This window comes from Streptomyces sp. NPDC006733, assembly GCF_040636125.1.
GTDB lineage: Bacteria > Actinomycetota > Actinomycetes > Streptomycetales > Streptomycetaceae > Actinacidiphila.
Genome location: NZ_JBEYJD010000084.1, coordinates 1 through 22,642, shown reverse-complemented (window position 1 = coordinate 22,642; position 22,642 = coordinate 1). Strand labels below are relative to the sequence as shown.

Annotated in this window: 20 protein-coding genes, 1 rRNA gene and 1 pseudogene; 17 read left to right on the top strand and 5 right to left on the bottom strand. The window is 71.4% G+C overall.

Going from position 1 to position 22,642, the window contains the following annotated elements:
• The 9 genes from rrf to ABZ721_RS39135 all read left to right on the top strand — a co-directional run.
• Positions 1–75: ribosomal RNA gene (gene rrf, locus ABZ721_RS39175) — 5S ribosomal RNA — on the top strand; the annotation flags it as partial.
• A gap of 81 nt (positions 76–156) precedes the next feature.
• Positions 157–804 (top strand): HAD family hydrolase, encoded by a 648-nt coding sequence (locus ABZ721_RS39170; protein WP_358793609.1) that lies wholly within the window; start codon positions 157–159, stop codon positions 802–804.
• Positions 805–867: 63 nt separating this feature from the next.
• On the top strand, positions 868–2,067 hold the full coding sequence (locus ABZ721_RS39165) for an MFS transporter (protein WP_358793608.1): 1,200 nt from the start codon (positions 868–870) through the stop codon (positions 2,065–2,067).
• Positions 2,036–3,211 (top strand): acetoin utilization protein AcuC, encoded by a 1,176-nt coding sequence (locus ABZ721_RS39160; protein ID WP_358793607.1) that lies wholly within the window; start codon positions 2,036–2,038, stop codon positions 3,209–3,211. Before ABZ721_RS39165 ends, ABZ721_RS39160 begins: the two co-directional genes overlap by 32 nt.
• Before the next feature lie 123 nt (positions 3,212–3,334).
• Positions 3,335–4,150 (top strand): phosphatase, encoded by an 816-nt coding sequence (locus ABZ721_RS39155; protein ID WP_358793606.1) that lies wholly within the window; start codon positions 3,335–3,337, stop codon positions 4,148–4,150.
• Positions 4,151–4,278: 128 nt separating this feature from the next.
• Positions 4,279–4,491 carry a helix-turn-helix domain-containing protein gene (locus ABZ721_RS39150; RefSeq protein ID WP_164297503.1) on the top strand — a complete coding sequence of 71 codons (213 nt, stop codon included), beginning with the start codon at positions 4,279–4,281 and terminating at the stop codon, positions 4,489–4,491.
• A gap of 115 nt (positions 4,492–4,606) precedes the next feature.
• Positions 4,607–4,705: an AURKAIP1/COX24 domain-containing protein gene (locus tag ABZ721_RS39145; protein WP_003948845.1), complete on the top strand. Its 99-nt coding sequence runs from the start codon at positions 4,607–4,609 to the stop codon at positions 4,703–4,705.
• 207 nt (positions 4,706–4,912) lie between these two features.
• Positions 4,913–5,956 (top strand): NAD-dependent epimerase/dehydratase family protein, encoded by a 1,044-nt coding sequence (locus tag ABZ721_RS39140; protein WP_358793605.1) that lies wholly within the window; start codon positions 4,913–4,915, stop codon positions 5,954–5,956.
• A gap of 26 nt (positions 5,957–5,982) precedes the next feature.
• Entirely contained in the window at positions 5,983–7,209 is a 1,227-nt protein-coding gene (locus ABZ721_RS39135) for a lysophospholipid acyltransferase family protein (RefSeq protein WP_358793604.1), read from the top strand.
• A 95-nt stretch (positions 7,210–7,304) separates the two neighbouring features.
• On the opposite strand, the gene ABZ721_RS39130 is transcribed toward ABZ721_RS39135, so the two are convergent.
• From ABZ721_RS39130 to ABZ721_RS39120, 3 genes are all read right to left on the bottom strand, one after another.
• Positions 7,305–8,537, bottom strand: a complete 1,233-nt coding sequence (locus ABZ721_RS39130) for a DUF5667 domain-containing protein (protein WP_358793603.1) — start codon at positions 8,535–8,537, stop codon at positions 7,305–7,307.
• 232 nt (positions 8,538–8,769) lie between these two features.
• Complete coding sequence (locus tag ABZ721_RS39125) at positions 8,770–9,564, bottom strand: ECF subfamily RNA polymerase sigma factor, BldN family (RefSeq protein ID WP_277439496.1); 795 nt, start codon at positions 9,562–9,564, stop codon at positions 8,770–8,772.
• Positions 9,565–9,975: 411 nt separating this feature from the next.
• Positions 9,976–10,956, bottom strand: coding sequence for an HAD-IB family hydrolase (locus tag ABZ721_RS39120; protein ID WP_358793602.1), 981 nt, complete (start codon positions 10,954–10,956; stop codon positions 9,976–9,978).
• 129 nt (positions 10,957–11,085) lie between these two features.
• On the opposite strand from ABZ721_RS39120, the gene ABZ721_RS39115 reads away from it, so the two are divergent.
• The 7 genes from ABZ721_RS39115 (at position 11,086) to hemB (ending at position 18,213) form a co-directional block, all read left to right on the top strand.
• The gene (locus ABZ721_RS39115; protein ID WP_358793601.1) at positions 11,086–11,364 is read left to right on the top strand and encodes a glutaredoxin family protein; all 279 of its coding nucleotides are present in this window, start codon (positions 11,086–11,088) and stop codon (positions 11,362–11,364) included.
• Between the two features lie 101 nt (positions 11,365–11,465).
• Positions 11,466–12,164 (top strand): 3'-5' exonuclease, encoded by a 699-nt coding sequence (locus ABZ721_RS39110; protein WP_358793600.1) that lies wholly within the window; start codon positions 11,466–11,468, stop codon positions 12,162–12,164.
• Between the two features lie 132 nt (positions 12,165–12,296).
• Positions 12,297–13,007 (top strand): redox-sensing transcriptional repressor Rex, encoded by a 711-nt coding sequence (locus ABZ721_RS39105; RefSeq protein ID WP_358793599.1) that lies wholly within the window; start codon positions 12,297–12,299, stop codon positions 13,005–13,007.
• Positions 13,004–14,329: a glutamyl-tRNA reductase gene (locus ABZ721_RS39100; RefSeq protein ID WP_358793598.1), complete on the top strand. Its 1,326-nt coding sequence runs from the start codon at positions 13,004–13,006 to the stop codon at positions 14,327–14,329. Before ABZ721_RS39105 ends, ABZ721_RS39100 begins: the two co-directional genes overlap by 4 nt.
• A complete protein-coding gene (hemC, locus tag ABZ721_RS39095; RefSeq protein ID WP_358793597.1) occupies positions 14,326–15,315 on the top strand; it encodes a hydroxymethylbilane synthase in 990 nt (329 codons plus the stop codon). The genes ABZ721_RS39100 and hemC overlap by 4 nt, the downstream gene beginning before the upstream one ends.
• Complete coding sequence (locus tag ABZ721_RS39090) at positions 15,312–16,928, top strand: uroporphyrinogen-III synthase (protein WP_358793596.1); 1,617 nt, start codon at positions 15,312–15,314, stop codon at positions 16,926–16,928. The genes hemC and ABZ721_RS39090 overlap by 4 nt, the downstream gene beginning before the upstream one ends.
• Before the next feature lie 295 nt (positions 16,929–17,223).
• Positions 17,224–18,213: a porphobilinogen synthase gene (hemB, locus tag ABZ721_RS39085; protein ID WP_358793595.1), complete on the top strand. Its 990-nt coding sequence runs from the start codon at positions 17,224–17,226 to the stop codon at positions 18,211–18,213.
• Positions 18,214–18,264: 51 nt separating this feature from the next.
• Here the strand turns inward: hemB and argS are convergent, their stop codons facing one another.
• Positions 18,265–20,025, bottom strand: a complete 1,761-nt coding sequence (gene argS, locus ABZ721_RS39080; protein WP_358793594.1) for an arginine--tRNA ligase — start codon at positions 20,023–20,025, stop codon at positions 18,265–18,267.
• 93 nt (positions 20,026–20,118) lie between these two features.
• On the opposite strand from argS, the gene lysS reads away from it, so the two are divergent.
• The gene (lysS, locus tag ABZ721_RS39075; RefSeq protein WP_358793593.1) at positions 20,119–21,864 is read left to right on the top strand and encodes a lysine--tRNA ligase; all 1,746 of its coding nucleotides are present in this window, start codon (positions 20,119–20,121) and stop codon (positions 21,862–21,864) included.
• A gap of 50 nt (positions 21,865–21,914) precedes the next feature.
• On the opposite strand, the pseudogene ABZ721_RS39070 reads toward lysS, so the two are convergent.
• Positions 21,915–22,642, bottom strand: a pseudogene (locus tag ABZ721_RS39070) (hypothetical protein); the annotation flags it as partial.

The following is a 22,642-nucleotide window of genomic DNA, read 5'->3' as shown; positions in this document are numbered from 1 at the left end:
AACCCGGAAGCTAAGCCTTTCAGCGCCGATGGTACTGCAGGGGGGACCCTGTGGGAGAGTAGGACGCCGCCGAACAATCTTTGAGAAGAAGCCCCCCAGGCAATAGCCTGGGGGGCTTCTTCGCGTTGTCGTGGCCCAGCTATCTACAGTGGTGCCATGCGCTACGACCTGATCATCTTCGACAACGACGGCGTCCTGGTGGACAGCGAGCCGATCTCCAACCGGATCCTGGCCGGCTATCTCACGGAACTCGGGCACCCGACGTCGTACGAGGAGTCGATCCGCGACTACATGGGCGCCGCGATCCACCGGGTCCACGAACTGGTGCTGGAGCGCTCGGGGCAACGGCTTCCGGCGGACTTCGACGAGGTCTTCCACGGACGGGTCTTCGACGCGTTCCGGAGCAGCCTCCAGCCCGTGCCCGGCGTGGCGGACGTCCTGGGGAAGCTGGAGGCGGACGGTGTGCCGTTCTGCCTCGCCTCGTCGGGGAGCCATGAGCGGATCAGGGTGGCGCTGCACAGGACCGGGCTTTTCGAGCACTTCGGCGAGGAGCGCGTCTTCAGCTCGCAGGACGTCGGGCGGGGGAAGCCGGCGCCCGACCTCTTCCTGCACGCAGCGAAGGTGATGGGGACCGATCCCGCGCGGTGCGCGGTCGTCGAGGACAGCCCGCTGGGCGTGCAGGCGGCCGTGGCGGCCGGGATGGACGTGTACGGGTTCACGGCGATGACTCCCGCGGCGAAGCTCCAGGACGCCAACGGCCTGTTCAGCGACATGCACGAGCTGTTGGATCTGCTCGCGGAGTGATCTCCCAACTTGTGACCCGCGACACCTACTCATCCGTAGCTTCGGGATCTACGCTGCTCGCTCATGGACGCATCTCTGCGGCATGGCCGGGCCTCGCTGGCGGTCAGCTTCTTCAGCCAGGGCGTGGTCTTCGCTCTGCTCGTGACCCGTATTCCGGCGATCCAGGACCGCTACGGGATCAGTGACGGCCTGCTGCCGGTCTTCCTCGCCGCGGTGCCCGTCCTGGCCGGTGCGGGGAGTGTGGCGACCGAGCACCTCGTGAAGCGGGTACGGCCCAGTGTCGTCCTGCGGTGGGTGCAGCCGCTGGTGGCGCTGGTCCTGGTCGCGGCGGGCGCCGGGAACGCGATGTGGCAGATAGCCGTGGCGCTGGGCCTGTTCGGCATCTGTGTCGGCGGGCTCGACGCCTCCATGAACATGCTGGGCGTGAGCCTGCAGCAGACCTACGGCCGGAGCATCATGCTCGGCTTCCACGCCGCGTACAGCCTCGGCGGCATCACCGGCGCCTCGCTGGCGTGGGCGGGCGCCCACTGGCACCTGTCGCTCGCGGTGCTCTACGCGCCGGTCGCCGCCGTACTGATCCCCCTGGTGCTGCTGGCGAGCCGCCACTACGTGGACCAGCGGCAGGAGCCGGTGGCGGAGGGTGCGCAGGCTCCGGCGGCGACCCCGGTGGCGATGCGGCTGCTGCTGCCGCTCTGCCTGGTGATGTCCTTCGCGTACATCGGCGACTCAACGGTCTCCAACTGGGGTGCGAAGTACCTGCAGGACGTGCTCGGCAGCTCCGAGCAGCTGTCGACCGTCCCCTACAACATCTACATGGTGACGACCCTGCTCGGCCGGGCGGCGGGCGACCTCGGGGTACGGCGCTTCGGCGGGGCGGCGGTGGTGCGGTTCGGGACGGTGCTGGCCGCGGTCGGCTTCGGGGTGGTGGCGGCGGCGCCCGGCCCGTGGGTCGGGATGTTCGGGTTCACGCTGCTGGGCTTCGGTCTGTGCGTGATCGTCCCGACGACGTTCGCGGCGGCGGGGCGGCTCTTCCCCGGCGCCTCGGACACGGCCATCGCGCGGCTGAACATCTTCAACTACGTCGGGTTCCTGATCGGCGCTCCGCTGGTGGGGGCGATCGGCGACGCGTGGAGCTACCGGGGCGCGATGCTGATCCCCATGGTGCTGGTGCTGGCGACGCTCTTCTATGCCAAGTCGTTCGACACGGGCGAGGCCCGATACGGTGTCGGCCATGAGCGGCCGCGCACAGCTGATGTGGGATGAGCAGGTAACGGGTTACGACTTCGGCCCCGGGCATCCGATGGACCCGGTGCGGCTGTCGCTCACGATGCGGTTGGTGGAGGCCTTCGGGCTGGACCGGAGGCTCAAGGTGACCTCCGCGCCGGCCGCCGGCGACTCCACCCTCGGGCTGGTGCACCGGGCGGACTACGTGGCCGCGGTGCGACGGGTTTCCGCCGATCCGCGGTCGGTGGAGCCGGAGTACGGCCTGGGGACCGAGGACAATCCGGCCTTCGCGAACATGCACCGGGCCTCCGCGCTGATCGCCGGGCAGTCCGTCGGGGCCGCGGAGGCGGTGTGGAGTGGTGATGTCGCTCACGCGGTGAACTTCGCGGGCGGCCTGCACCACGCGATGCCGGGCTCCGCCGCGGGGTTCTGCGTCTACAACGACGCGGCGCTGGCCGTGGCGAGGCTGCTGGAGCTCGGCGCGGAGCGGGTGGTCTACGTGGACGTCGACGTGCACCACGGGGACGGGGTGCAGGCCGCCTTCTGGGACGACCCGCGCGTCCTGACGATCTCGCTGCACGAGCACCCGCGGACGCTCTTCCCGCAGACCGGCTGGCCGGAGGAGACCGGTGGCGCGGGCGCGGAGGGCGGGGCGGTCAACGTCGCGCTGCCGGCCGGGACCGGTGACGCGGGGTGGCTGCGCGCGTTCCACGCCGTCGTGCCGGAGCTGGTCGCGGCCTTCGCGCCCCAGGTCATCGTCTCGCAGCACGGAGCCGACACCCACTTCGAGGATCCGCTGGCGCACCTCGCGGTGAGTCTGGACGCCCAGCGTGCCGTCGCCGAGGCGTGTCACGAGCTGGCGCACGAGCACGCGGAGGGCCGCTGGGTGGCGCTCGGCGGGGGCGGTTACGCGGTGGCGGACGTCGTTCCGCGCTCGTGGACGCACCTGGTGGCGATCGCCGCAGGCGAGCCGATCGACCCCGCCGCCGAGACGCCGGAGCCGTGGCGGCACGAGGTGTACCGGGCGACGCGGGCGATGGCGCCCGCACGGATGACGGACGGCCGCCATCCCGTGCGGTGGCGGAGTTTCGAGGACGCCGGGTACGACCCCGCGGACCGCCTCGACCAGGCGGTACTGGCCACCCGGCGTGCGGTGTTCCCGCTGCACGGCCTGCTGGCCTGAGTCCGGGTCGCCCCGCACGGGAGGCGCACGCGGGATGGGTGGTATTGGGCACCAATCACCCGCAAGGGGTGTGTTTTCCGGTTTCGGCGGGATGGCGGGGGCGTAGAAGGCAGTATCGGGGGCGTGCTGAGTGTCGGCGCGCTGCGCGCGCATCTGCTGGCGGCCCGGCTGGCCGGTCCCGTGGCGACTCCCCGGGAGAAAAGTCTGCTCAGTTATCGGCTGTTCGCGGCGCGGGATCCGCGGCTGACGCTCGGCCTCGACCCCGAAGGAGCGTGGGGCACGGGGGAGTTGCTGCGGCTGATGGCCGAAAGGTGCGGGGTCTCCCCGGACCCAGGGCACACTTCGGGGCAGGATGTGATCGACCCTGACTGCACGGTGGCTGCGCTCGACGCCTTCGCGGAACGTTTGGGTCGAGCGGCGGTCGATCGGGTGCCGGTACTGATCGGAACTGGTCATCCGCACCGACTTCTGGGCTTCTACGCCGCGTTGGCGGCGGCCCTGTCGGCGGCGGGATGTCCTGTCCTCACCTCGGCGCACGGTCGACGTGTCGACATTCCGACCCGATTCGGGCTACGCCAGCACAACCTTTGGTACGTAGGCGGAGTCGCGATGGTCCGCACCGCGGACGCGCCTCCCACGGCCGAGGAGCCGGGGGCGCACTCGCATTCCCCCCTCCCGGTTCGCACCGCCCTGGCGGCCGCGGCCGATCACGGAGGGGTGCTGCCGGGGCTCGTGGTGGGTGACCACGGGTGGGTCTGCGGGGCTGGTCAGCTGGGCATTGAGGCGATCGGGCTGGCGGACGCCGATGATCCGGCCGTCTTCGTGGCCGAGGCGGAGGGCCGGGTTTCCGTCGCCGTTCCGCTTGATGACGCTGTGCGCTCCGATTACTACCGACCGCTTACACGCTATGTACTCAATCGAGCGTGTCTGTCACAGTAGTCAACCGATCGCAACTCCTCTTCCCCACTTGCATCACCCGCACCTAATCTGGGGAGGAGCGCACGTGCCTGCTGGAGTCACCGGAGGGGAAGCCGGTGGCCGTCATGTGCGGAAGGTTCAGGTGTGTCATGGCTGCTAGCGACAGGCCTCTCAACGAGGTCGTTTTCCTGACTGTGGCGGAGGTCGCCTCAGTAATGCGTGTCTCCAAGATGACCGTGTACCGGTTGGTGCACAGCGGTCATCTGCCGGCGATCCGGGTGGGCAGGTCCTTCCGGGTGCCAGAACAAGCCGTCCACGACTACCTGCGTGAGTCCTACGTGGGGGTGGGGGAATCCGCTTGACGGTCTCGTCGGCCGCCTCGGTTCTACCCGCCCCCTCAGGGCGGGTAGGCTTGGCCGACGTAGGTCGTGTGGGCTCGGACGCCCCGCACCGAGTGAAAACGAAGCGAGGGTAGTCGTGGGCTCTGTCATCAAGAAGCGGCGCAAGCGTATGGCCAAGAAGAAGCACCGCAAGCTGCTGAAGCGTACGCGTGTGCAGCGTCGCAACAAGAAGTAAGCGAGCCACTCGCTGCACTTCCTGCCCTCCCACCGCCGTGCTCCGCACGGCGGTGGGAGGGCAGCTGCGTTTCCGGGGTCCCGGCGGGTAGCCGGAAGGCGGGGCACCCGCCGAACGGGGCCGTTCCGGCCAGTGGCCCCAGGCCGTCATCACAGCGCAACAACGAACCGATACGGTGCGTACATCCCTGATGGAAGGCGCTGAATCGTGGGCAAGGTGGTGCTCGTCACCGGAGTCGCGCGCAAACTGGGCGGCCGCTTCGTCCGCCGGATCCAGCACGACCCGGAAGTGGACCGGGTGATCGGGGTGGACGCCGAGGTGCCCGAGCACCGACTCGGCAGCGCCGAGTTCGTCCGGGCGGACATCCGGCACCCGATGATCGCCAAGGTGCTCGCCCAGCACCACGTCGACACGGTCGTGCACATGGACGTCAGCGGCACCCCGCTGGGCTCCGGCGGCCGGACGCAGGTCAAGGAGACCAACGTCATCGGCACGATGCAGCTGCTGGGGGCGTGCCAGAAGGCCCCGACGGTGCGGCGCCTCGTGGTGAAGTCGACGACCAGCGTCTACGGCTCCGCCCCCCGCGACCCGGCGGTGTTCACCGAGACCATGCCGCCGAAGTCGCTGCCCAGCGGTGGCTTCGCCAAGGACGCGGTCGAGGTCGAGGGGTACGTGCGCGGCTTCGCGCGCCGCCGCCCGGACGTGGCGGTGGCCGTCCTGCGGTTCGCCAACATCCTCGGCCCGCAGGCCGACTCCCCGCTCGCGGAGTACTTCTCGCTGCCGGCCCTGCCGACGGTGTTCGGCTACGACCCGCGGCTGCAGTTCGTGCACGAGGACGACGTGACCGACGTGCTGGTCCTCGCCTCGCTCGACGCCCGCCGCGGAACGCTCAACAGCGGCACGTTCAACATCGCGGGCGACGGCGTGCTGCTGCTGTCGCAGACCGCGCGCCGGCTCGGCCGGCCCACCGTCCCGGTGCTGCTGCCCGCCGTCACCTGGGTCGGGCAGATGCTCCGCACGGCGGGGATCACCGACTTCTCGCCGGAACAGATCCGGCTGCTGACCCACGGCAGAGTGGTGGACACCACGCAGATGCGTGAGACGCTCGGTTTCGCGCCGCGCTACACGACGGCCGAGACCTTCCACGACTTCGCCCGCAGCCGTGGCCCCGGCCTGCTGCCGCCCGACCGGCTCGCCCGCACGGTCGACGCGATCGCCGCCGCACTTCCCGCGGGCGCCAATCGGACGTGAGTGCCCCAACGAGGAGGAGCCGCAGCATGGCGGATGCCAAGGTCATCCCGTTCGACGAGGACACACGTGCCCGTCGGGGGCCGGGCCGGCCGCGCGGACGGGCGGGGTCCCGGAAGAAGGGCGAAGGAACCGTTTCTGCGACATCCCTGTCCGCCGTCCCGGCCGAGTTCCCGGACGCGGGCTCCGATGCCCCGGACCCCGGCGCTCCGCACGGGGACGCCGATCCGGCAGGCGCGTCCCGGACGGCCCGTGAGGGCGCTCAGCAGGGCCAGGAGAGCCCTGCGGGCGCCCCGGGGTCCATGGGGAGCGCAGAGGCGGCCGACGGCGGTGGCGGGGCGCGCACGGCGTCCGCGACGGCCGTCGCGGAGGCGCTGACCGACGCGCTCACCGGCGCCGCCGAGCGGCTGATGGGGGCCCGCTGGGACCGCAAGGTCGCCCACGGGCTGTCGTTCCTGCGCCGCCGCATCACCGGGGACTACGAGGTCGACGAGTTCGGCTACGACGAGCAGCTCACCGACCAGGTGCTCATGTCGGTGCTGCGGCCGATCTTCGAGCAGTACTTCCGGGTCGAGGTCAAGGGCATCGAGAACATCCCGTCCGAGGGCGGCGCCCTGGTGGTCGCCAACCACTCCGGGACGCTGCCGCTCGACGGGCTGATGGCGCAGGTCGCCGTCCACGACCACCACCCGGCCAACCGCCACCTGCGGCTGCTCGCCGCCGACCTGGTCTTCGTGCTGCCGGTGGTGAACGAGCTGGCCCGCAAGGCGGGCCACACCCTGGCCTGCGCCGAGGACGCGCAGCTGCTGCTGGAGCGCGGCGAGGTCGTCGGGGTGATGCCGGAGGGCTTCAAGGGTCTCGGCAAGCCGTTCGCCGACCGCTACAAGCTGCAGCGCTTCGGGCGCGGCGGCTTCGTCTCGACGGCGCTGCGGACCGGGGCGCCGATCGTCCCGTGCTCGATCGTGGGCGCGGAGGAGATCTACCCCATGGTCGGCAACTCCAAGACGCTGGCGCGGCTGCTGGGCGTGCCGTACTTCCCCGTCACGCCGACGTTCCCCTGGCTGGGGCCGCTGGGCCTGGTGCCGCTGCCGACGAAGTGGACGATCCAGTTCGGCGAGCCGATCAGGACCGACCAGTACCCGCCGGAGGCGGCGGAGGACCCGATGCTGGTCTTCAACCTGACGGACCAGGTGCGGGAGACCATCCAGCACACGCTGTACAAGCTGCTGGTGCAGCGGCGGTCCGTGTTCTTCTGAGGGTTCCTCCGAGGCGCTGTTCCGCCTCGTCGTACGCGTGGGGGGCGGGTCCCGGCCGATGGCCGGGACCCGCCCCCCACGCACGTGGTCGCCGGTTACTCCTTGGCGTCCTCCGCCCCGAGGCCGAGGCCCGGCAGCAGGCCGGGCAGCAGCGGGGGCAGGTTGACGGACGGCGGGGTGGCCGTCGCGGGGCCGGACGAGCTCTGGTCACCGGCGCCCGGTGACGGCGGCAGCAGTCCGTCCGTACCGCCGAGCAGGTGGTCCTTGCCGGTGCCGGCGCTCGGGCTGCTGGTGGAGCCCGGTGTGCCGCTGTGACCCTCCGCGGTGGCGGGGGCGCGCGGCGCCGGGGTGGCCGTGCCGCTGCGGGCGGGACCGGAGGTGCCGGATTTGCCGGTCTGCCGGTGCGCGGGGCCGTCGCTGCCCTGGGGATGGGGGAGCTTTCCGGCCAGCGGTGCCACGTCGTGCTCTATGGCGTCGAAGACCGACGTGACCTGCGTGCTCACGTCGCCGAGCTGGGTGGGCAGCCGGTCGCGCAGCTGGCTCCACCCCTCGCGGTGCGAGGCGTTGAACTCGTTCAGCACTTCCATCGGCTGCAGCGAGCCGTCGCGCTGGTACGCCGCGGTGAGCAGCCGGTGGCCTTCCGCGGCCTCCTGGTGCATCCCGAGCAGCGCCCGGCGGACCTCGCCGACCGATTCGCTGTCGAGCTCGCCCGAGCGACCGCGCTCCATGAGGCGCCTGGCCTCCTGCATGCGGGTCGCGGCCATGTCCAGCAGGACGCCTCCCCGGGAGGCGTCGTTGCTCGCCATGTCCAGCTTGAGGTCCTCCATGCCCCGTTTGAGGCCGTAGAGGGTGTCCCCGGGCAGTGCGTTCGTACTGGCTGCCGCGACTCCGCCCAGGGCCCCGGCCGCCACGCCCACGGAGAGCCCGCCGGCGGCGAGCCGGCGGGACCAGCGGGAACGCGGCCTGAGTTTCCCGAGCCCGGTGGCGCGGTGGGCGCCGCCGGTCCGTTGCTCGGGGACCTTGGGGGAGACCTCAAGGCTGCCGTCGGCGAGCGCGGTCTCCATCGCGGCGATCAGTTGGGCACGTTGCACCGTCTTCGCCTCGGCGCTCAGCACCGGCGGCGGCCGGTTGCCGATGGCGCCGACCAGAGCCAGCAGCCGCCCCTGCTCGGGGTCGGCATGCCGGTCCGTGGCATGGGCGCCGTGTTCGCCGGCGGGCTCCTGGGGTGCGCTGTCGGAGCTCCGGGGTTCTTCCCCCGGAAAACCGGCAGTCTCAAGGGCCTGGGCGAAGGCGTTCGCCCGACGGTGTGCCGTTGCTTGTCCGATCATGGGCGGCACCTCCTCTCGTCATCCACACTCGACTCCCGAAGCCGCCCGGAAGGTTGCATTCCTTGTTTCTGTCCACCCAATCGAGTGACTGGAAGCGGCCAGAGCGCGGCAGAGAGGTGTCTGCATGTGGTGCAACGAGCGCCGCGCCAGTTGGGTTACGCGGTCATGATGATCGGACCGGTGCGGCAGCGAAAAAGGCCGGAGAAGGCGGGGGAAAGGGGACAACTCAGACTCACCGGGCGTCTTCGGGGAGCAGCCTGGCCAAGGTGCGCACGGCGCGGTACTGAAGGGTCTTGATCGCCCCTTCGTTCTTGCCCATGATGCGTGCGGTCTCGGCGACCGACAGTCCCTGCAGGAAGCGCAGCGTCACGCACTCCTGCTGCTGCGGGTTGAGCTTCCTGACCGCGACGAGCAGCGCCTCGTTGGACAGCTGCTCCAGTACCGAGTCCTCGGGGCTGCGCTCGACCTCGTTGGCGTCGAGCATCTCGCCGGTGGTGACCTCCAGCCGGAAGCGGCTGGACTTGAAGTGGTCGGCGACCAGGTTGCGGGCGATGGTGACGAGCCACGCGCCGAAGTCGCGGCCCTGCCAGGTGAAGGTGCCGATCCGGCGCAGGGCGCGCAGGAACGTCTCGCTGGTCAGGTCCTCGGCGGTCGCCTTGCCGCCGACGCGGTAGTAGATGTAGCGGTAGACGGTGTCGGAGTAGTGGTCGTAGAGCCGGCCGAAGGCCTCGGTCTCGCCGGCCTGGGCCCGCTCGACGAGATCCATCATCCGGCCGCTGTCACTGTCCGCGGCGGGACGGCGAGCGGTGGGCCCGCCTGCGGCGTTGCTGCCGGAGCCGCTCCGTGGGGTGTTCCGGGTGCGTCTGCCTGCGGCGGTGCTGACTTCGGCCAGTGCGTACGCGGGGCCGGCGGGAAAGGGCGTGGCGAGGGCTGGCTCGGCGAACGCGGGGACGACACGCAGGCAGTCGTTCACCAATGCGCGCAGCGTTGCCAGGCCGGAGGTGTCAACCCCGTCGTGTGGGTACACGGGACTCCCAGAGGCAGAACTTCCATCACGTGCAGTACGGGACCGGGCACTCGCCGAAGTCGACGGGTGGGTTCCGATTGCGTCTGAGGAGAATAACGCTTCGTACAGGCGGCGCTACACCGTGTTGCCTAAATCGCCGGTTACGTCGGTTCCTTGGTGCATTGGTGATCGATCAATTATCGAACAATGAACAGAAGTTGACCGCTTATGTTCGTGAATTGGTCGCGGGGAGTGCGTGTTGTGGCTGTGTGGCAGTGCTGCGGCTGCGGTGGGCGCGGCGGGTCCGCCACAAGCCGCCAAAAAGTGGCGCCCCGGCCGTGTCGGGACGGTCGCCACCCGGTCACCGCCCGGTCTCGCGGCACCCGGAACCGGGCGCCAGGAACCGGGCGCCCGGATCCGAACGCCCGGCGCCTAGCGGCGGCGTCGGTGGAGGGCCACCGCGGCGAGCGTGCCGCCCGCCACCGCGCCCACTCCGGCCGCGGCCGGGATGCCGATCTTCGCGGCCTTGCGGCCGGTGCGGTAGTCGCGCAGCCGCCAGCCCTCGGCGCGGGCGTGCCTGCGCAGCCGGGAGTCGGGGTTGATCGCGTACGGGTGCCCGACCAGCGAGAGCATCGGGATGTCGTTCGCCGAGTCGCTGTACGCGGCGCAGCGCGACAACTCCAGGCCCTCGGCGCTCGCGAGCGCCCGCACCGCCTCGGCCTTGGACGGCCCGTGCAGCGGTTCGCCGACCAGCCGGCCGGTGTAGACGCCGCCGACCGACTCGGCGACCGTGCCCAGCGCGCCGGTCAGGCCCAGCCGGCGGGCGATGATCGTCGCGGTCTCCACGGGCGCGGCCGTGACCAGCCAGACCCGCTGGCCCGCGTCCAGGTGGGCCTGGGCGAGCGCCCGGGTCCCCGGCCAGATCTTCTCGGCCATGTACTCGTCGTAGATTTCCTCGCCGATCGACATGAGCTCCTCGACGCGGTGCCCCTTGACGATCGACAGCGCGCTGTCCCGCGCGTCCTGCATGTGCTCGGGGTCCTCGGACCCGGCGAGCCGGAACCAGGCCTGCTGCCAGGCGAAGCGGGCGAGCTCGCGCTTGTGGAAGAACTTCCGCTTGTACAGGCCGCGGCCGAAGTGGAAGATCGCGGCGCCCTGCATCACGGTGTTGTCGAGATCGAAGAAGGCGGCGGCGTACGGATCCCCGACGACGGGGAATGCGGGCGCGGCGCCGTCGCCGTCCGCCTCTCCCGCTCCGCCGCTGCGTTCGGGCCCGGCGTGCGCCGGGGCTTCCGGTTCCTGCGCGTGGGCGGCCGGCGCCGCGAGAGCGGCCTCGGCCGCGGCCTCGCCTGCCAGCACGCTGCGCGCGGTGGCGGAGCGCTTACGGGGGGTGAGCCATTGCAAAGCGGCCATGCGGCGAGCATAGCGATTCTGTTCGGCGGGCCCCGGCCGCGCAAGGAGCGATGGCGTGAACTCCTCGCGACCTACGTGTTACCTGCCGCACGGGTCCGCGACGCGGGACCCGGGGGCACAATGTCTCGAATGAGTCCCCTCCTGCGCCGCAGCGCCCGCAAGGATCCCGCCGACCGCACCGTGACGCTGATCGGCAAGCCCGGCTGCCATCTGTGCGACGACGCCCGCGTGGTGATCGAGAGAGTCGCGGGCGAACTCGGCTCCCGGGTCGAGGAGCACGACATCACCCAGGACGAGGAGCTGTACCGCAAGTACTGGGAGCAGATCCCCGTGGTGCTCGTCGACGGCGAGCAGCACGACTTCTGGCGGGTCGACGAGCAGCGGCTGCGGACCGCTCTGACCGCCTGAGCCCCATTTGTGCGCGTTGCACGCGTTACACGTGGCGCGCGTATTCGATTACCATCGAGTTCGTTTTGTACACCGGGGGCTGAACGTGAGGATGTGGGCGCGTGCTCTCGGGACGGTTCCAGGGGTCCGGCGGCTATGCCGTCGTGGACCTGGAGGCCACCGGGTCCAGTTCACGGCGGCACCGGGTGATCGAGGTGGCGGTCGTGCTGCTCGACCGCGCGTGCGCCTCCGAGGGCGAGTTCAGTACCTTGATCGATCCCGAGGGGCCGGTCGGCCCGACCCACATCCACGGCATCGAGCGCCACGACCTCGGCGGGGCGCCCACGTTCGCCGGGATCGCGCCGAAACTGCTGGGGCTGCTGCGCGGCAGGGTGCTGGTGGGGCACAACGTGGGCTGTGACCGGGCGTTCCTGGCCGCCGAGTACGCCCGGCTGGGCGTGACGCTGCCGACCGTGCCGGAGCTGTGCACCATGCGGATGGCCATCTCGCGGACGCCCGCCTCGCGCGGATTCTCGCTGGGGGCTTGCGTGGCGGACGCCGGACTGGGTGACTGGGCGGCGCACACGGCGCTGGGCGACGCGCGGGCCACCGCGCGGCTGTTCGCGCACTACGCGGCGGACGGGGTCGGCGCGGCCGATCCGGCCGGCGGGCCGGGAGCGCTGGAGACAGCGGCGGGAGTGGAGTGGCCGGTGATCGCGCCTGGGCCGGAGGTGGACGCGCTGTGGCTCGGACGGCGCCCGAAGACGTGGAACGATTCGCCGCAGCAAATGGTTTCTATTGTCCGGAATGGGAGCGCGTGATGCCGGTCACTTCCCCTGGACAAAGCGGACACTATCTTTGTGCACGCGTTCACAAAGACATAGCCTGGCATGCACGGGGCGGCCCCGGGGACTGTGGTTCCTGGACGTCTACGCTCTACCCGCAGGAGCATCGTGGCAACTAGCCGTTCTCACCGACCGGCGACCCGCAGCCGAGGTATCCCCGAGGCCACCGTCGCCAGGCTTCCGCTGTACCTGCGGGCTCTCACCACGCTTTCCGAGCGTTCGGTGCCCACGGTGTCGTCGGAGGAACTCGCGACCGCCGCCGGGGTCAACTCCGCGAAGCTGCGCAAGGACTTCTCCTACCTCGGCTCCTACGGGACCCGGGGCGTCGGCTACGACGTCGAGTACCTCGTCTACCAGATCTCCCGCGAACTCGGCCTCACGCAGGACTGGCCGGTCGTCATCGTCGGTATCGGCAACCTCGGTGCCGCGCTCGCCAACTACGGCGGTTTCGCCTCCCGCGGATTCCGCGTCGCCGCGCTCATGGACGCCGACGCCACCCTCGCCGGAAAGCTCGTGGCCGGCCTCCCGGTCCGGCACATCGACGAGCTGGAAGCCATTGTCGAGGACAACCAGGTGTCGATCGGCGTCATCGCGACCCCGGCCGGCGCCGCGCAGGAGGTCTGCGACCGCCTCGTCACCGCGGGCGTCACCTCCATCCTGAACTTCGCGCCGACGGTGCTGCAGGTCCCCGAGGGCGTGGACGTCCGCAAGGTCGACCTCTCCATCGAGCTGCAGATCCTCGCGTTCCACGAGCAGCGCAAGGCCGGCGAGCAGGGCCAGGGCCCGGACGGGGACGTACCCGCCGTGATGCCCGCATGAGTGTTCTCGTTGTCGGCCTGAGCCACCGCAGCGCACCGGTCAGCCTGCTGGAGCGGGCCGCGCTCGCGGACGAGGCCAAGGCCAAACTGCTGCAGGACGCGCTGGCCGCCGAGCCCGCGACCGAAGCGGCGGTGCTCGCCACCTGCAACCGCATCGAGCTCTACGCCGACGTGGACAAGTTCCACGCGGGCGTCGCCGAGCTGTCGATGCTGCTGTCGCTGCACAGCGGCGTCGGCCTCGAGGAGCTCACTCCCTATCTCTACGTGCACTACGAGGACCGGGCCGTCCACCACCTGTTCTCGGTCGCCTGCGGCCTGGACTCCATGGTGGTCGGCGAGGGCCAGATCCTCGGCCAGATCAAGGACGCGCTCGCGCTCGGCCAGGAGCTGCACACCGCGGGCCGGCTCCTCAACGACCTGTTCCAGCAGGCCCTGCGGGTCGGCAAGCGCGCCCACAGCGAGACCGGCATCGACCGGGCCGGGCAGTCGCTCGTCACCTTCGGCCTCGACCAACTGGCCGCCACCACCGGCAAGCTGGCCGGCAAGCGCGCCCTGGTGGTCGGCGCCGGCTCGATGTCCTCGCTCGCCGCCGCGACCCTGGCCCGCGCGGGCGTCACCGAACTCGTCATCGCCAACCGCACCGCGGACCGCGCGGAGCGGCTCGCCGCGCAGCTCGGCGGCCGGGCCGCCGACTTCGACGCCGTCGCCGGCGAACTGGCCTCGGCCGACCTCGTCGTGTCGTGCACCGGGGCGACCGGCCTGGTCCTGGACCACGCCACGGTCGCCGCCGCCGTCGCCACCCGCACCGCGACCGGCGCCGGCACCGCCCCGCTGGCCCTGCTCGACCTGGCGATGCCGCGGGACGTCGACGCCGCCGTGCACGGCCTCGAAGGCGCTCACCTGGTCGACATAGAGTCGCTCGCCGAGGCGTCCGCGGACGCCCCGATGGCCGCCGACGTCGACGAGGTCCGCAAGATCGTCGCCGCCGAGGTCGGTGCCTTCGGCGCCGCCCAGCGCGCCGCCCGCATCACCCCCACCGTCGTCGCGCTGCGCGCGATGGCCGCCGACGTCGTCACCGGGGAACTCACCCGGCTCGACGGCCGGCTCCCCGACCTGGACGACAAGCTGCGCGCGGAGATCACCCAGACCGTGCGCCGCGTCGTCGACAAGCTCCTGCACGCGCCCACCGTGCGGGTCAAGCAGCTCGCGGGCGAACCCGGCGGCGCCGGGTACGCCGACGCGCTGCGAGAACTCTTCGACCTCGACCCGCAGGCGGTCGCCGCCGTCAGCAGGGCCGACGACCCGAATCGAGGGCGGCCATGAACGGCCCCACCGCATTGAAACTGGGCACCCGGCGCAGCAAGCTGGCCATGGCGCAGTCCGGCATGGTGGCGGAGCAGGTGCGCCGGCTGACCGGCCGGCCCGTCGAGCTCGTCGAGATCACCACGTACGGGGACGTCTCCCGTGAGCAGCTCGCGCAGATCGGCGGCACCGGAGTCTTCGTCTCCGCGCTGCGGGACGCGCTGCTCGCCGGTGAGATCGACTTCGCCGTGCACTCGCTCAAGGACCTGCCGACGGCTCCCCCCGTGGGGCTCGAACTCGCCGCGATCCCGGTCCGCGAGGACCCCCGCGACGCGCTCGTGGCCCGCGACGGCCTGACGTTCGAGCAACTCCTGGCGGCCTGCGCCGCACTGGGCCGGCCGGCCCGGGTCGGCACCGGATCCCCGCGCAGGATGGCGCAGTTGAACGCCTGGGCCCGCAGCCTCGGCGCGGAGGTCGAGACGGTGCCGATCCGCGGCAACGTCGACACCCGCATCGGCTTCACCACCTCCGGTGAGCTCGACGCCGTCGTCCTGGCCGCCGCCGGGCTCAACCGCCTCGGCCGCCTCGGCGAGGCGACCGAGCTGATCCCCGTCGAGGCCGTCCTGCCCGCCCCGGGACAGGGCGCGCTGGCCATCGAATGCGCCTCCGGTAACGCGGCGGGACTGGCGCTGGCCGCACAGCTCGCGGAACTCGACGACCCGTTCACCCGGGCCGCCGTCACCGCTGAACGATCACTGCTCGCCGCCCTTGAGGCCGGCTGCTCCGCCCCTGTGGGCGCGCTCGCCGACCTGGTGGCCGACGGGCAGATTTCCGAGCTGCGCCTGCGGGGGGTCGTCGGCACGATCGACGGCACCCAGCTGGTGCAGATGTCCATCACTGGTGCAACCCCTGAGTCCGCGGATGACGCCGCGGTTCTCGGTCGCGAACTCGCGGCCGAGATGCTCGCCAAGGGCGCAGCCGGTCTTATGGGGGAGCGCGAACTTTGAGCCCCACCGCCGTCAACCACTCCGGCCTCGGCCACGTCACCTTCCTCGGTGCCGGGCCCGGTGATCCCGGGCTGCTGACCCTGCGCGCCGTCGAGGCGCTGTCCCACGCCGACCTGCTGGTCGGCGAGCCGCACGTGCTGGAGGTCGTGCGGACGCACGCCCGAGCAGACGTGGGCACGGCTGAACCAGCGGCGGGCGAGGGCGCGTTGGACGCCTCCGCTGCCGCCACCCAGCTTGTCATGGCGTCCGCGCGCACCGGAAAGCGGGTCGTCCGTGCGGTCGCGGGCGACCCCGGCCTGGACAACTGCGCGGCGAGCGAGATGCTCGCCTGCGCGGCCGCCGGCATCCCCTTCGAGGTCGTGCCGGGCGTCTCCGCGGCGATGGGCGTGCCCGCCTACGCCGGGGTCCCGCTCAGCGCGGACGTCCGCTGCGTCGACGCCGCCACGGCGTCCGACCGGTGCTGGAGCGAGGTCGGCGCGAGCGAGGCCACGCTGGTCCTCACCACCACGCTGCAGACCGTGGTCGCCGCCGCCGCCGAACTGGTGGCGGCCGGCCGCAAGCCCGACACCCCGCTCACGGTCACCGTCGCCGGCACCACGACGCGGCAGCGCACCTGGACCGCGACCCTGGCCACGATCGCCTCCGAGCTGAAGGCGACGAAGGCGCTGCCGACGCCGGAGGGCCCGATCGCGGCGATAGCCGTCGTGGGCCAGCGCAGCCTGCAGCGCGCCCAGCTGTCCTGGTTCGAGACGAAGCCGCTGTTCGGCTGGCGCGTGCTGGTGCCCCGCACCAAGGAGCAGGCCGCCTCCCTGTCGGACCAGCTGCGCTCGTACGGCGCGGTCCCGCACGAGGTGCCGACGATCGCCGTCGAGCCGCCGCGCACCCCGCAGCAGATGGAGCGGGCGGTGAAGGGGCTGGTCACCGGGCGGTACGAGTGGATCGCCTTCACGTCGGTGAACGCCGTCAAGGCGGTGCGGGAGAAGTTCGAGGAGTACGGTCTCGACGCCCGCGCCTTCGCCGGGATCAAGGTCGCCGCGGTCGGCGAGCAGACGGCCCAGTCGCTGGTCGAGTTCGGCGTCAAGCCGGATCTCGTCCCGAGCGGTGAGCAGTCGGCGGCCGGCCTGCTGGAGGACTGGCCGCCGTACGATCCGGTCTTCGACCCGATCGACCGGGTGTTCCTGCCGCGCGCCGACATCGCCACGGAGACGCTGGTGGCGGGCTTGGTCGAGCTCGGCTGGGAGGTCGACGACGTCACCGCCTACCGGACGGTGCGCGCGTCGCCGCCGCCGGCGGACACGCGGGAGGCGATCAAGGGCGGCGGGTTCGACGCGGTGCTCTTCACGTCGTCGAGCACGGTGCGGAACCTGGTCGGCATCGCCGGGAAGCCGCACAACGTCACGGTGATCGCGTGCATCGGTCCCGCGACGGCGAAGACGGCGGAGGAGCACGGGCTGCGGGTGGATGTCATGTCGCCGGAGCCTTCGGTGCATGCGCTGGCGCAGGCGCTGGCCGATTTCGGGACGGCGCGGCGGGTGGCGGCGGAGGACGCGGGTGATCCTGTGACGCGGCCCAGTGAGCGGCGGCCGGGGTCTCGGCGGCGGGCTCGCGTCTAGCGTCCGGGTTTTTCCCGGTGCGGTCCGCTCTCAGGGGCGGGGCCGCGCCGGGGTATCTCCCCGGACGACGAACGCTCGTGCCGGAGCGCATTCCGGCGGCCTGATGCGTTCGTCGTCCTGCGGGGAAACCCCGGCACTGCCCCTCCGGCCGGTGGGTGGGCGTGCCCCGCGTGCTCCCCGCATGCCGCGTCAGCGACCCCCTCAGTTCGGTCCGGCCGACTTCTAGTCGGGAAGAGCACACTGCTGCCGGGCGTAGCGTGGAGTTCTGGAACGGTTGCGGTGGGCTGGAGGAAGCATGACTGGCTACGGTGAATTTCCCGGGGCGCGCCCTCGTCGGTTGCGGACCAGCCCGGCGATGCGGCGGCTGGTCGCCGAGACGCGGCTGGATGCGGCGGAGCTCATTCTGCCGATGTTCGTCCGTGAGGGCCTCAGCGAGCCCGTAGCTGTTTCCTCCATGCCCGGTGTCTTCCAGCACACGCGTGACACGCTGCGGAAGGCCGCTCTGGAGGCTGCCGAGGCCGGTGTCGGCGGGATCATGCTCTTCGGGGTGCCCGAGGTCAAGGACGCCGTCGGCACGCAGGGGACCGAGCCGGACGGTGTGCTGCAGGTCGCCATTCGCGACGTGGTCTCCGAGGTCGGGGACGCCGTGGTGGTGATGTCCGACCTGTGTCTGGACGAGTTCACCGATCACGGCCATTGCGGGGTGCTCGACGCGCAGGGGCGGGTCGACAACGACGCGACGCTGGAGCGCTACGCCGAGATGGCGCAGGTGCAGGCCGACGCGGGCGTTCACGTGGTGGGGCCGTCCGGGATGATGGACGGTCAGGTCGGCGTCGTGCGCGACGCGTTGGACGCTGTCGGGCATGAGGACGTCTCCGTCCTGGCGTACACGGTGAAGTACGCGTCAGCCTTCTTCGGGCCCTTCCGCGAGGCCGTCGACTCCTCGTTGACCGGCGACCGCAAGACCTACCAGCAGGACCCGGCGAACTTCCGCGAGTCGATGCGGGAGCTGGCGCTGGACCTCGCGGAGGGCGCCGACATGGTGATGGTCAAGCCCGCGCTGCCCTACCTGGACGTGCTGCGGAAGGTCGCCGACACCGTCGACGTGCCGGTGGCCGCGTACCAGGTCAGCGGGGAGTACGCGATGGTCGAGGCGGCGGCGGCCAACGGCTGGATCGACCGGGACCGCACCATCATGGAGACGCTCACGTGCGTGCGGCGGGCCGGCGCCAACATGATTCTCACGTACTGGGCGACCGAGGTCGCTCTGCGGTTGGGCCGCTGACGGAAAAAGGTGCGGGGCCCCCGCATGCGGGGGCCCCGCACCTTTTTGTCGTCAGAGCTGGTCGGGCGTGTGGATGCCCAGCAGCGACATTCCCTGGCGCAGCGTGCGGCCGGTCAGGGTGCACAGGAAGAGCCGGTTCTCCCGGACGTCGTCGGGGGTCTCGGGCTTGAGGACCGGGCACTGCTCGTAGAACGTGGCGAAGGTCGAGGACACCGAGTACAGGTACGAGGCCAGTTTGTGCGGCTCGTACGTCTCCGCGACGCCCGCGAGGGCGTCGCCGAACTCGTCGAGGAGCAGGCCCAGCGCGCGCTCCGCGGGGGCCAGCGGGAGCTCGGGGTGGGCGACCGCCTTCGCCTCGCCGGCCTTGCGCAGGATCGACTGGGTCCGGGCGTACGCGTACTGGGTGTACACGCTCGTGTCGCCGGTCAGCGACACCATCCGGTCCAGGTCGAAGACGTAGTCGCGGCCCAGCGACGTGGACAGGTCCGCGTACTTGACCGCGCCGATGCCGACCTCGGCGCCGCGCTCGGCGACCTCCGCGTCGGAGAGCTCCTCGTTCTTCTCCCGGACGACGACCGTGGCCCGCTCGACCGCCTCGTCGAGCAGGTCGACCAGCCGGACCGTCTCGCCCTCACGGGTCTTGAACGGCTTGCCGTCCTTGCCCAGCACCGTGCCGAACGGCAGGTGCTTGACGGTGACCTCGTCGGTGAGCCAGCCGGCCCGCCGGGCGGTCTCGAAGACCATCCGGAAGTGCAGCGCCTGCCGGGCGTCCACGACGTAGAGGAGGGTGTCGGCCTTCAGGTTCCCCGTCCGGTCGCGGATCGCCGACAGGTCGGTGGCCGCGTAGCCGAAGCCGCCGTCCGCCTTCTGCACGATGAGCGGGACCGGCTCGCCGTCCTTGCCCTTGATGTCGTCGAAGAAGACGCAGAGCGCGCCGTTGGAGCGCACCGCCACGCCGGTGTCCTCAAGGATCTTGCAGGTCTCGACGAGCATGTCGTTGTACGCGGACTCGCCGACGATGTCCGCGTCCTGGATCGCGATGTCGAGCTTGTTGTAGACGGAGTAGAAGTAGATCTTCGACTCGTCCACGAACCGCTGCCACAGGGCGAGGGTCTGCGGATCTCCGGCCTGGAGGTCCACCACCCGCTTGCGGGACCGGTCCTTGAACGCCTCGTCGGCGTCGAAGAGCGTCCTGGCCGCCTTGTACGTCCGGTTGAGGCGGGACATCGACGCCTCGCCGTCGGTGTCGGCGTCCGCGTGGTCCAGCTCGTGCGGGTGCTCGATCAGGTACTGGATGAGCATGCCGAACTGGGTGCCCCAGTCGCCGATGTGGTGCCGGCGGATCACCGTCTCGCCCTCGAATTCGAGGATCTTGGCGATCGCGTCACCGATCACGGACGACCGCAGGTGGCCGACGTGCATCTCCTTGGCCACGTTCGGCTGGGCGTAGTCGATCACCGTGGTGCCGGGGTTCTCGGCCGTCGGCACGCCGAGCCGGTCGTCGGCGGCGCGGGCGGCCAGCGTGGTGGTGATCGCCGCGTCCGAGACCGTGATGTTGAGGAAGCCCGGCCCGGACACCTCGATCTCGGAGATCAGGTCGTCGGTGGGCAGGCCGGTGACGACCTGGGCGGCGAGCTCCCGCGGGTTCGCCTTGTTCTTCTTCGCCAGGCCCAGCACGCCGTTGGCCTGGAAATCGGCCCGGTCGCTTCGGCGCAGCAGCGGGTCGGCACCGGCGGCCGACGGCACGGCGGCCGCCAGGGCGGCCGAGACACGCTGCTGGACAGAGGCGGAAAGGGAAGCGACCGAGGCCATGGGATGGGTGCCGTTCCGGTTGGGGGATTGGGAAACCCTCTCAGTATCCCACGGGACCGCATCCGCTTTTCGGTCTGTGAGAATGGGTGCGACATGCTGTCGAGGAAGGAAGTGCCGATCGTGGCTCAGAGCCCCGAGACCGACTGGGTCTCCCGTTTCGCGGACGAGGTCATTGCCGAGGCGGACCGTCGCGCCCCCGGCAAACCGATCGTCTGCGCATCGGGCCTCAGCCCGTCCGGCCCGATCCACCTCGGCAACCTGCGCGAGGTCATGACGCCGCACCTGGTGGCCGACGAGATCCGCCGCCGCGGCCGCGACTGCGTCCACATCATCTCGTGGGACGACTACGACCGCTTCCGCAAGGTGCCCAACGGCATCGACCCGTCGTGGGCCGAGCACATCGGCAAGCCGCTGACCTCGGTCCCGGCGCCCGCGGGCAGCGAGTACGGCAGCTGGGCCGAGCACTTCAAGGCCCCGATGATCGCCGCGCTCGGCGAGCTGGGCATCGAGTTCCACGGCATCAGCCAGACCGAGCAGTACACGGCCGGCGCCTACCGCGAGCAGATCCTGTTCGCCATGCGCGAGCGGGGTGCCATCGACGCGATCCTCGACCGCTACCGGACGAAGGACAAGCCGGCCGCGGGCAAGAAGCAGCAGCAGAAGCCGCTCGACGAGGCCGAGGTCGAGGCCGCGGCGGGCTCGGGTGCGGCCGACGAGGACGACGGCACCGGCGGCGCGGGCTACTACCCGTACAAGCCGTACTGCTCGGTCTGCGACAAGGACCTCACCACGGTCACGTCCTACGACGACGAGACCACCGAGCTGTCCTACACGTGCGTCTGCGGCCACTCCGAGACGGTGAAGCTCTCCGAGCACAACCGCGGCAAGCTGGTCTGGAAGGTCGACTGGCCGATGCGCTGGGCCTACGAGGGCGTGATCTTCGAGCCCTCGGGCGTCGACCACTCGTCGCCCGGCTCGTCGTTCGTCGTCGGCGGCCAGATCGTCCGCGAGGTGTTCGGCGGCGAGCAGCCCATCGGCCCCATGTACGCCTTCGTCGGCATCAGCGGCATGGCCAAGATGAGCAGCTCGGCCGGCGGCGTCCCGACGCCGTCCGACGCGCTGGAGATCATGGAGGCGCCGCTGGTGCGCTGGCTCTACGCCCGCCGCCGCCCCAACCAGTCGTTCAAGGTCGCCTTCGACCAGGAGATCCAGCGCACCTACGACGAGTGGGACGCGCTGGAGCGCAAGATCGCCGACGGCACGGTGCAGGCCGCCGACGCCGCCGCGTACAGCCGGGCCACCCGCACCGCCGCGGGTGAGCTGCCGCGGACCCCGCACCCGCTGCCGTACCGGACGCTCGCCTCCGTCGTCGACATCACCACGGGCGACGAGGAGCAGACGCTGCGGATCCTGCGCGACCTGGACCCGTCGAACCCCGTCACGACGCTGGACGAGACCCGGCCGCGGCTCGACCGCGCCCAGGCGTGGATCACCACGCAGGTCCCCGCGGACCAGCGCACCCGGGTCCGCACCGAGCCGGACCGGGAGACCCTCGGCAGCCTCTCGGCCACCGACCGGGAGGCGCTCGACCTGCTGATCGACGGACTCGACGACCACTGGTCGCTGGACGGACTGACGACGCTCGTCTACGCCGTGCCCAAGCTCCAGGCGGGCCTGGACGCGGACGCGAAGCCGACGCCCGAACTCAAGGTCGCGCAGCGGTCGTTCTTCGCACTGCTCTACCAGCTGCTCGTCGGCCGCGACACCGGCCCCCGGCTGCCCACGCTGCTGCTCGCCGTGGGCGCGGACCGGGTCCGTCTGCTGCTCGGTGCCGTCTGATGGAGGACGGTTGACCCCCCGGTTGCCCTGTCGGCGGCCGGGGGATCTTCTTACGGGACCTGCTCCGAGTCCCACTCGGTCCGGTACTGCGACTCGAACTCCGTCAGGTACCGGCGCAGCGTCCCCTCGCTGAGCGGGCCCCCGGTGCGGCCGGTCACGCCGTAGTTCTCCAGCAGGTAGCGGCCGAACTGGCGCGGGTTGGGGAACTCCTTGAAGTCGACGACGTAGCGGCGGAACGCCCCGTAGTACTGCTCCTCGCGCGGCACGTCGGGCTCGATGTGCGGCGGGCGGTGGAGGGCGGGTTCCGGCTCGGTGTCGGGGTCCGGTTCGGGGGCCCGGGTCGGCTCGGGTTCCGGGTCCGGGTCGGGTTCCGGGGCGTACGCGCTGACCTGCGCGGTGCCGTAGCCGTTGGCGAGGGTGCGGACGCGGCCGGGGGAGACGGGGACCGTGGGGCGGCTGTCGGGCAGCGGCTCCGGCACGGGTGCCGGAGCCGGATCCGGTGTCGGTGCCGGCACCGGTATGCGGGCGCGGGCGGGCTCCCGGACCGGCGGCTGGGCCGGTGCGGGTTCCGGTGCGGCTTCCTGCGCGGGCTGCGGCCGGGCTCCACGTTCGGCCGGGTGGACCGGTTCCAGGACCAGGGCGGGGACGGGCGCGGGCTCCGGTGCCGGGGCCGGTTCCGGAAGGGTGATGCCGGCGGCGGCGAGGCCGAGGGGGGCGGTTTCGGCGAGGGGGATGCCGTAGCGGGCCAGGCGCAGGGGCATGAGGGCTTCGACGGGGG

Excerpts from the sequence above, each read along its gene's own strand:
- ABZ721_RS39160 (WP_358793607.1), top strand. The coding sequence starts at position 2,036 with ATGAGCGGCCGCGCACAGCTGATGTGGGATGAGCAGGTAACGGGTTAC.
- ABZ721_RS39100 (WP_358793598.1), top strand. The coding sequence starts at position 13,004 with ATGAGTGTTCTCGTTGTCGGCCTGAGCCACCGCAGCGCACCGGTCAGC.
- argS (WP_358793594.1), bottom strand. The coding sequence starts at position 20,025 with ATGGCCTCGGTCGCTTCCCTTTCCGCCTCTGTCCAGCAGCGTGTCTCG.
- ABZ721_RS39150 (WP_164297503.1), top strand. The coding sequence starts at position 4,279 with ATGGCTGCTAGCGACAGGCCTCTCAACGAGGTCGTTTTCCTGACTGTG.
- ABZ721_RS39165 (WP_358793608.1), top strand. The coding sequence starts at position 868 with ATGGACGCATCTCTGCGGCATGGCCGGGCCTCGCTGGCGGTCAGCTTC.
- lysS (WP_358793593.1), top strand. The coding sequence starts at position 20,119 with ATGCTGTCGAGGAAGGAAGTGCCGATCGTGGCTCAGAGCCCCGAGACC.
- ABZ721_RS39130 (WP_358793603.1), bottom strand. The coding sequence starts at position 8,537 with ATGATCGGACAAGCAACGGCACACCGTCGGGCGAACGCCTTCGCCCAG.
- ABZ721_RS39170 (WP_358793609.1), top strand. The coding sequence starts at position 157 with ATGCGCTACGACCTGATCATCTTCGACAACGACGGCGTCCTGGTGGAC.
- ABZ721_RS39135 (WP_358793604.1), top strand. The coding sequence starts at position 5,983 with ATGGCGGATGCCAAGGTCATCCCGTTCGACGAGGACACACGTGCCCGT.
- hemC (WP_358793597.1), top strand. The coding sequence starts at position 14,326 with ATGAACGGCCCCACCGCATTGAAACTGGGCACCCGGCGCAGCAAGCTG.
- ABZ721_RS39120 (WP_358793602.1), bottom strand. The coding sequence starts at position 10,956 with ATGGCCGCTTTGCAATGGCTCACCCCCCGTAAGCGCTCCGCCACCGCG.
- hemB (WP_358793595.1), top strand. The coding sequence starts at position 17,224 with ATGACTGGCTACGGTGAATTTCCCGGGGCGCGCCCTCGTCGGTTGCGG.
- ABZ721_RS39115 (WP_358793601.1), top strand. The coding sequence starts at position 11,086 with ATGAGTCCCCTCCTGCGCCGCAGCGCCCGCAAGGATCCCGCCGACCGC.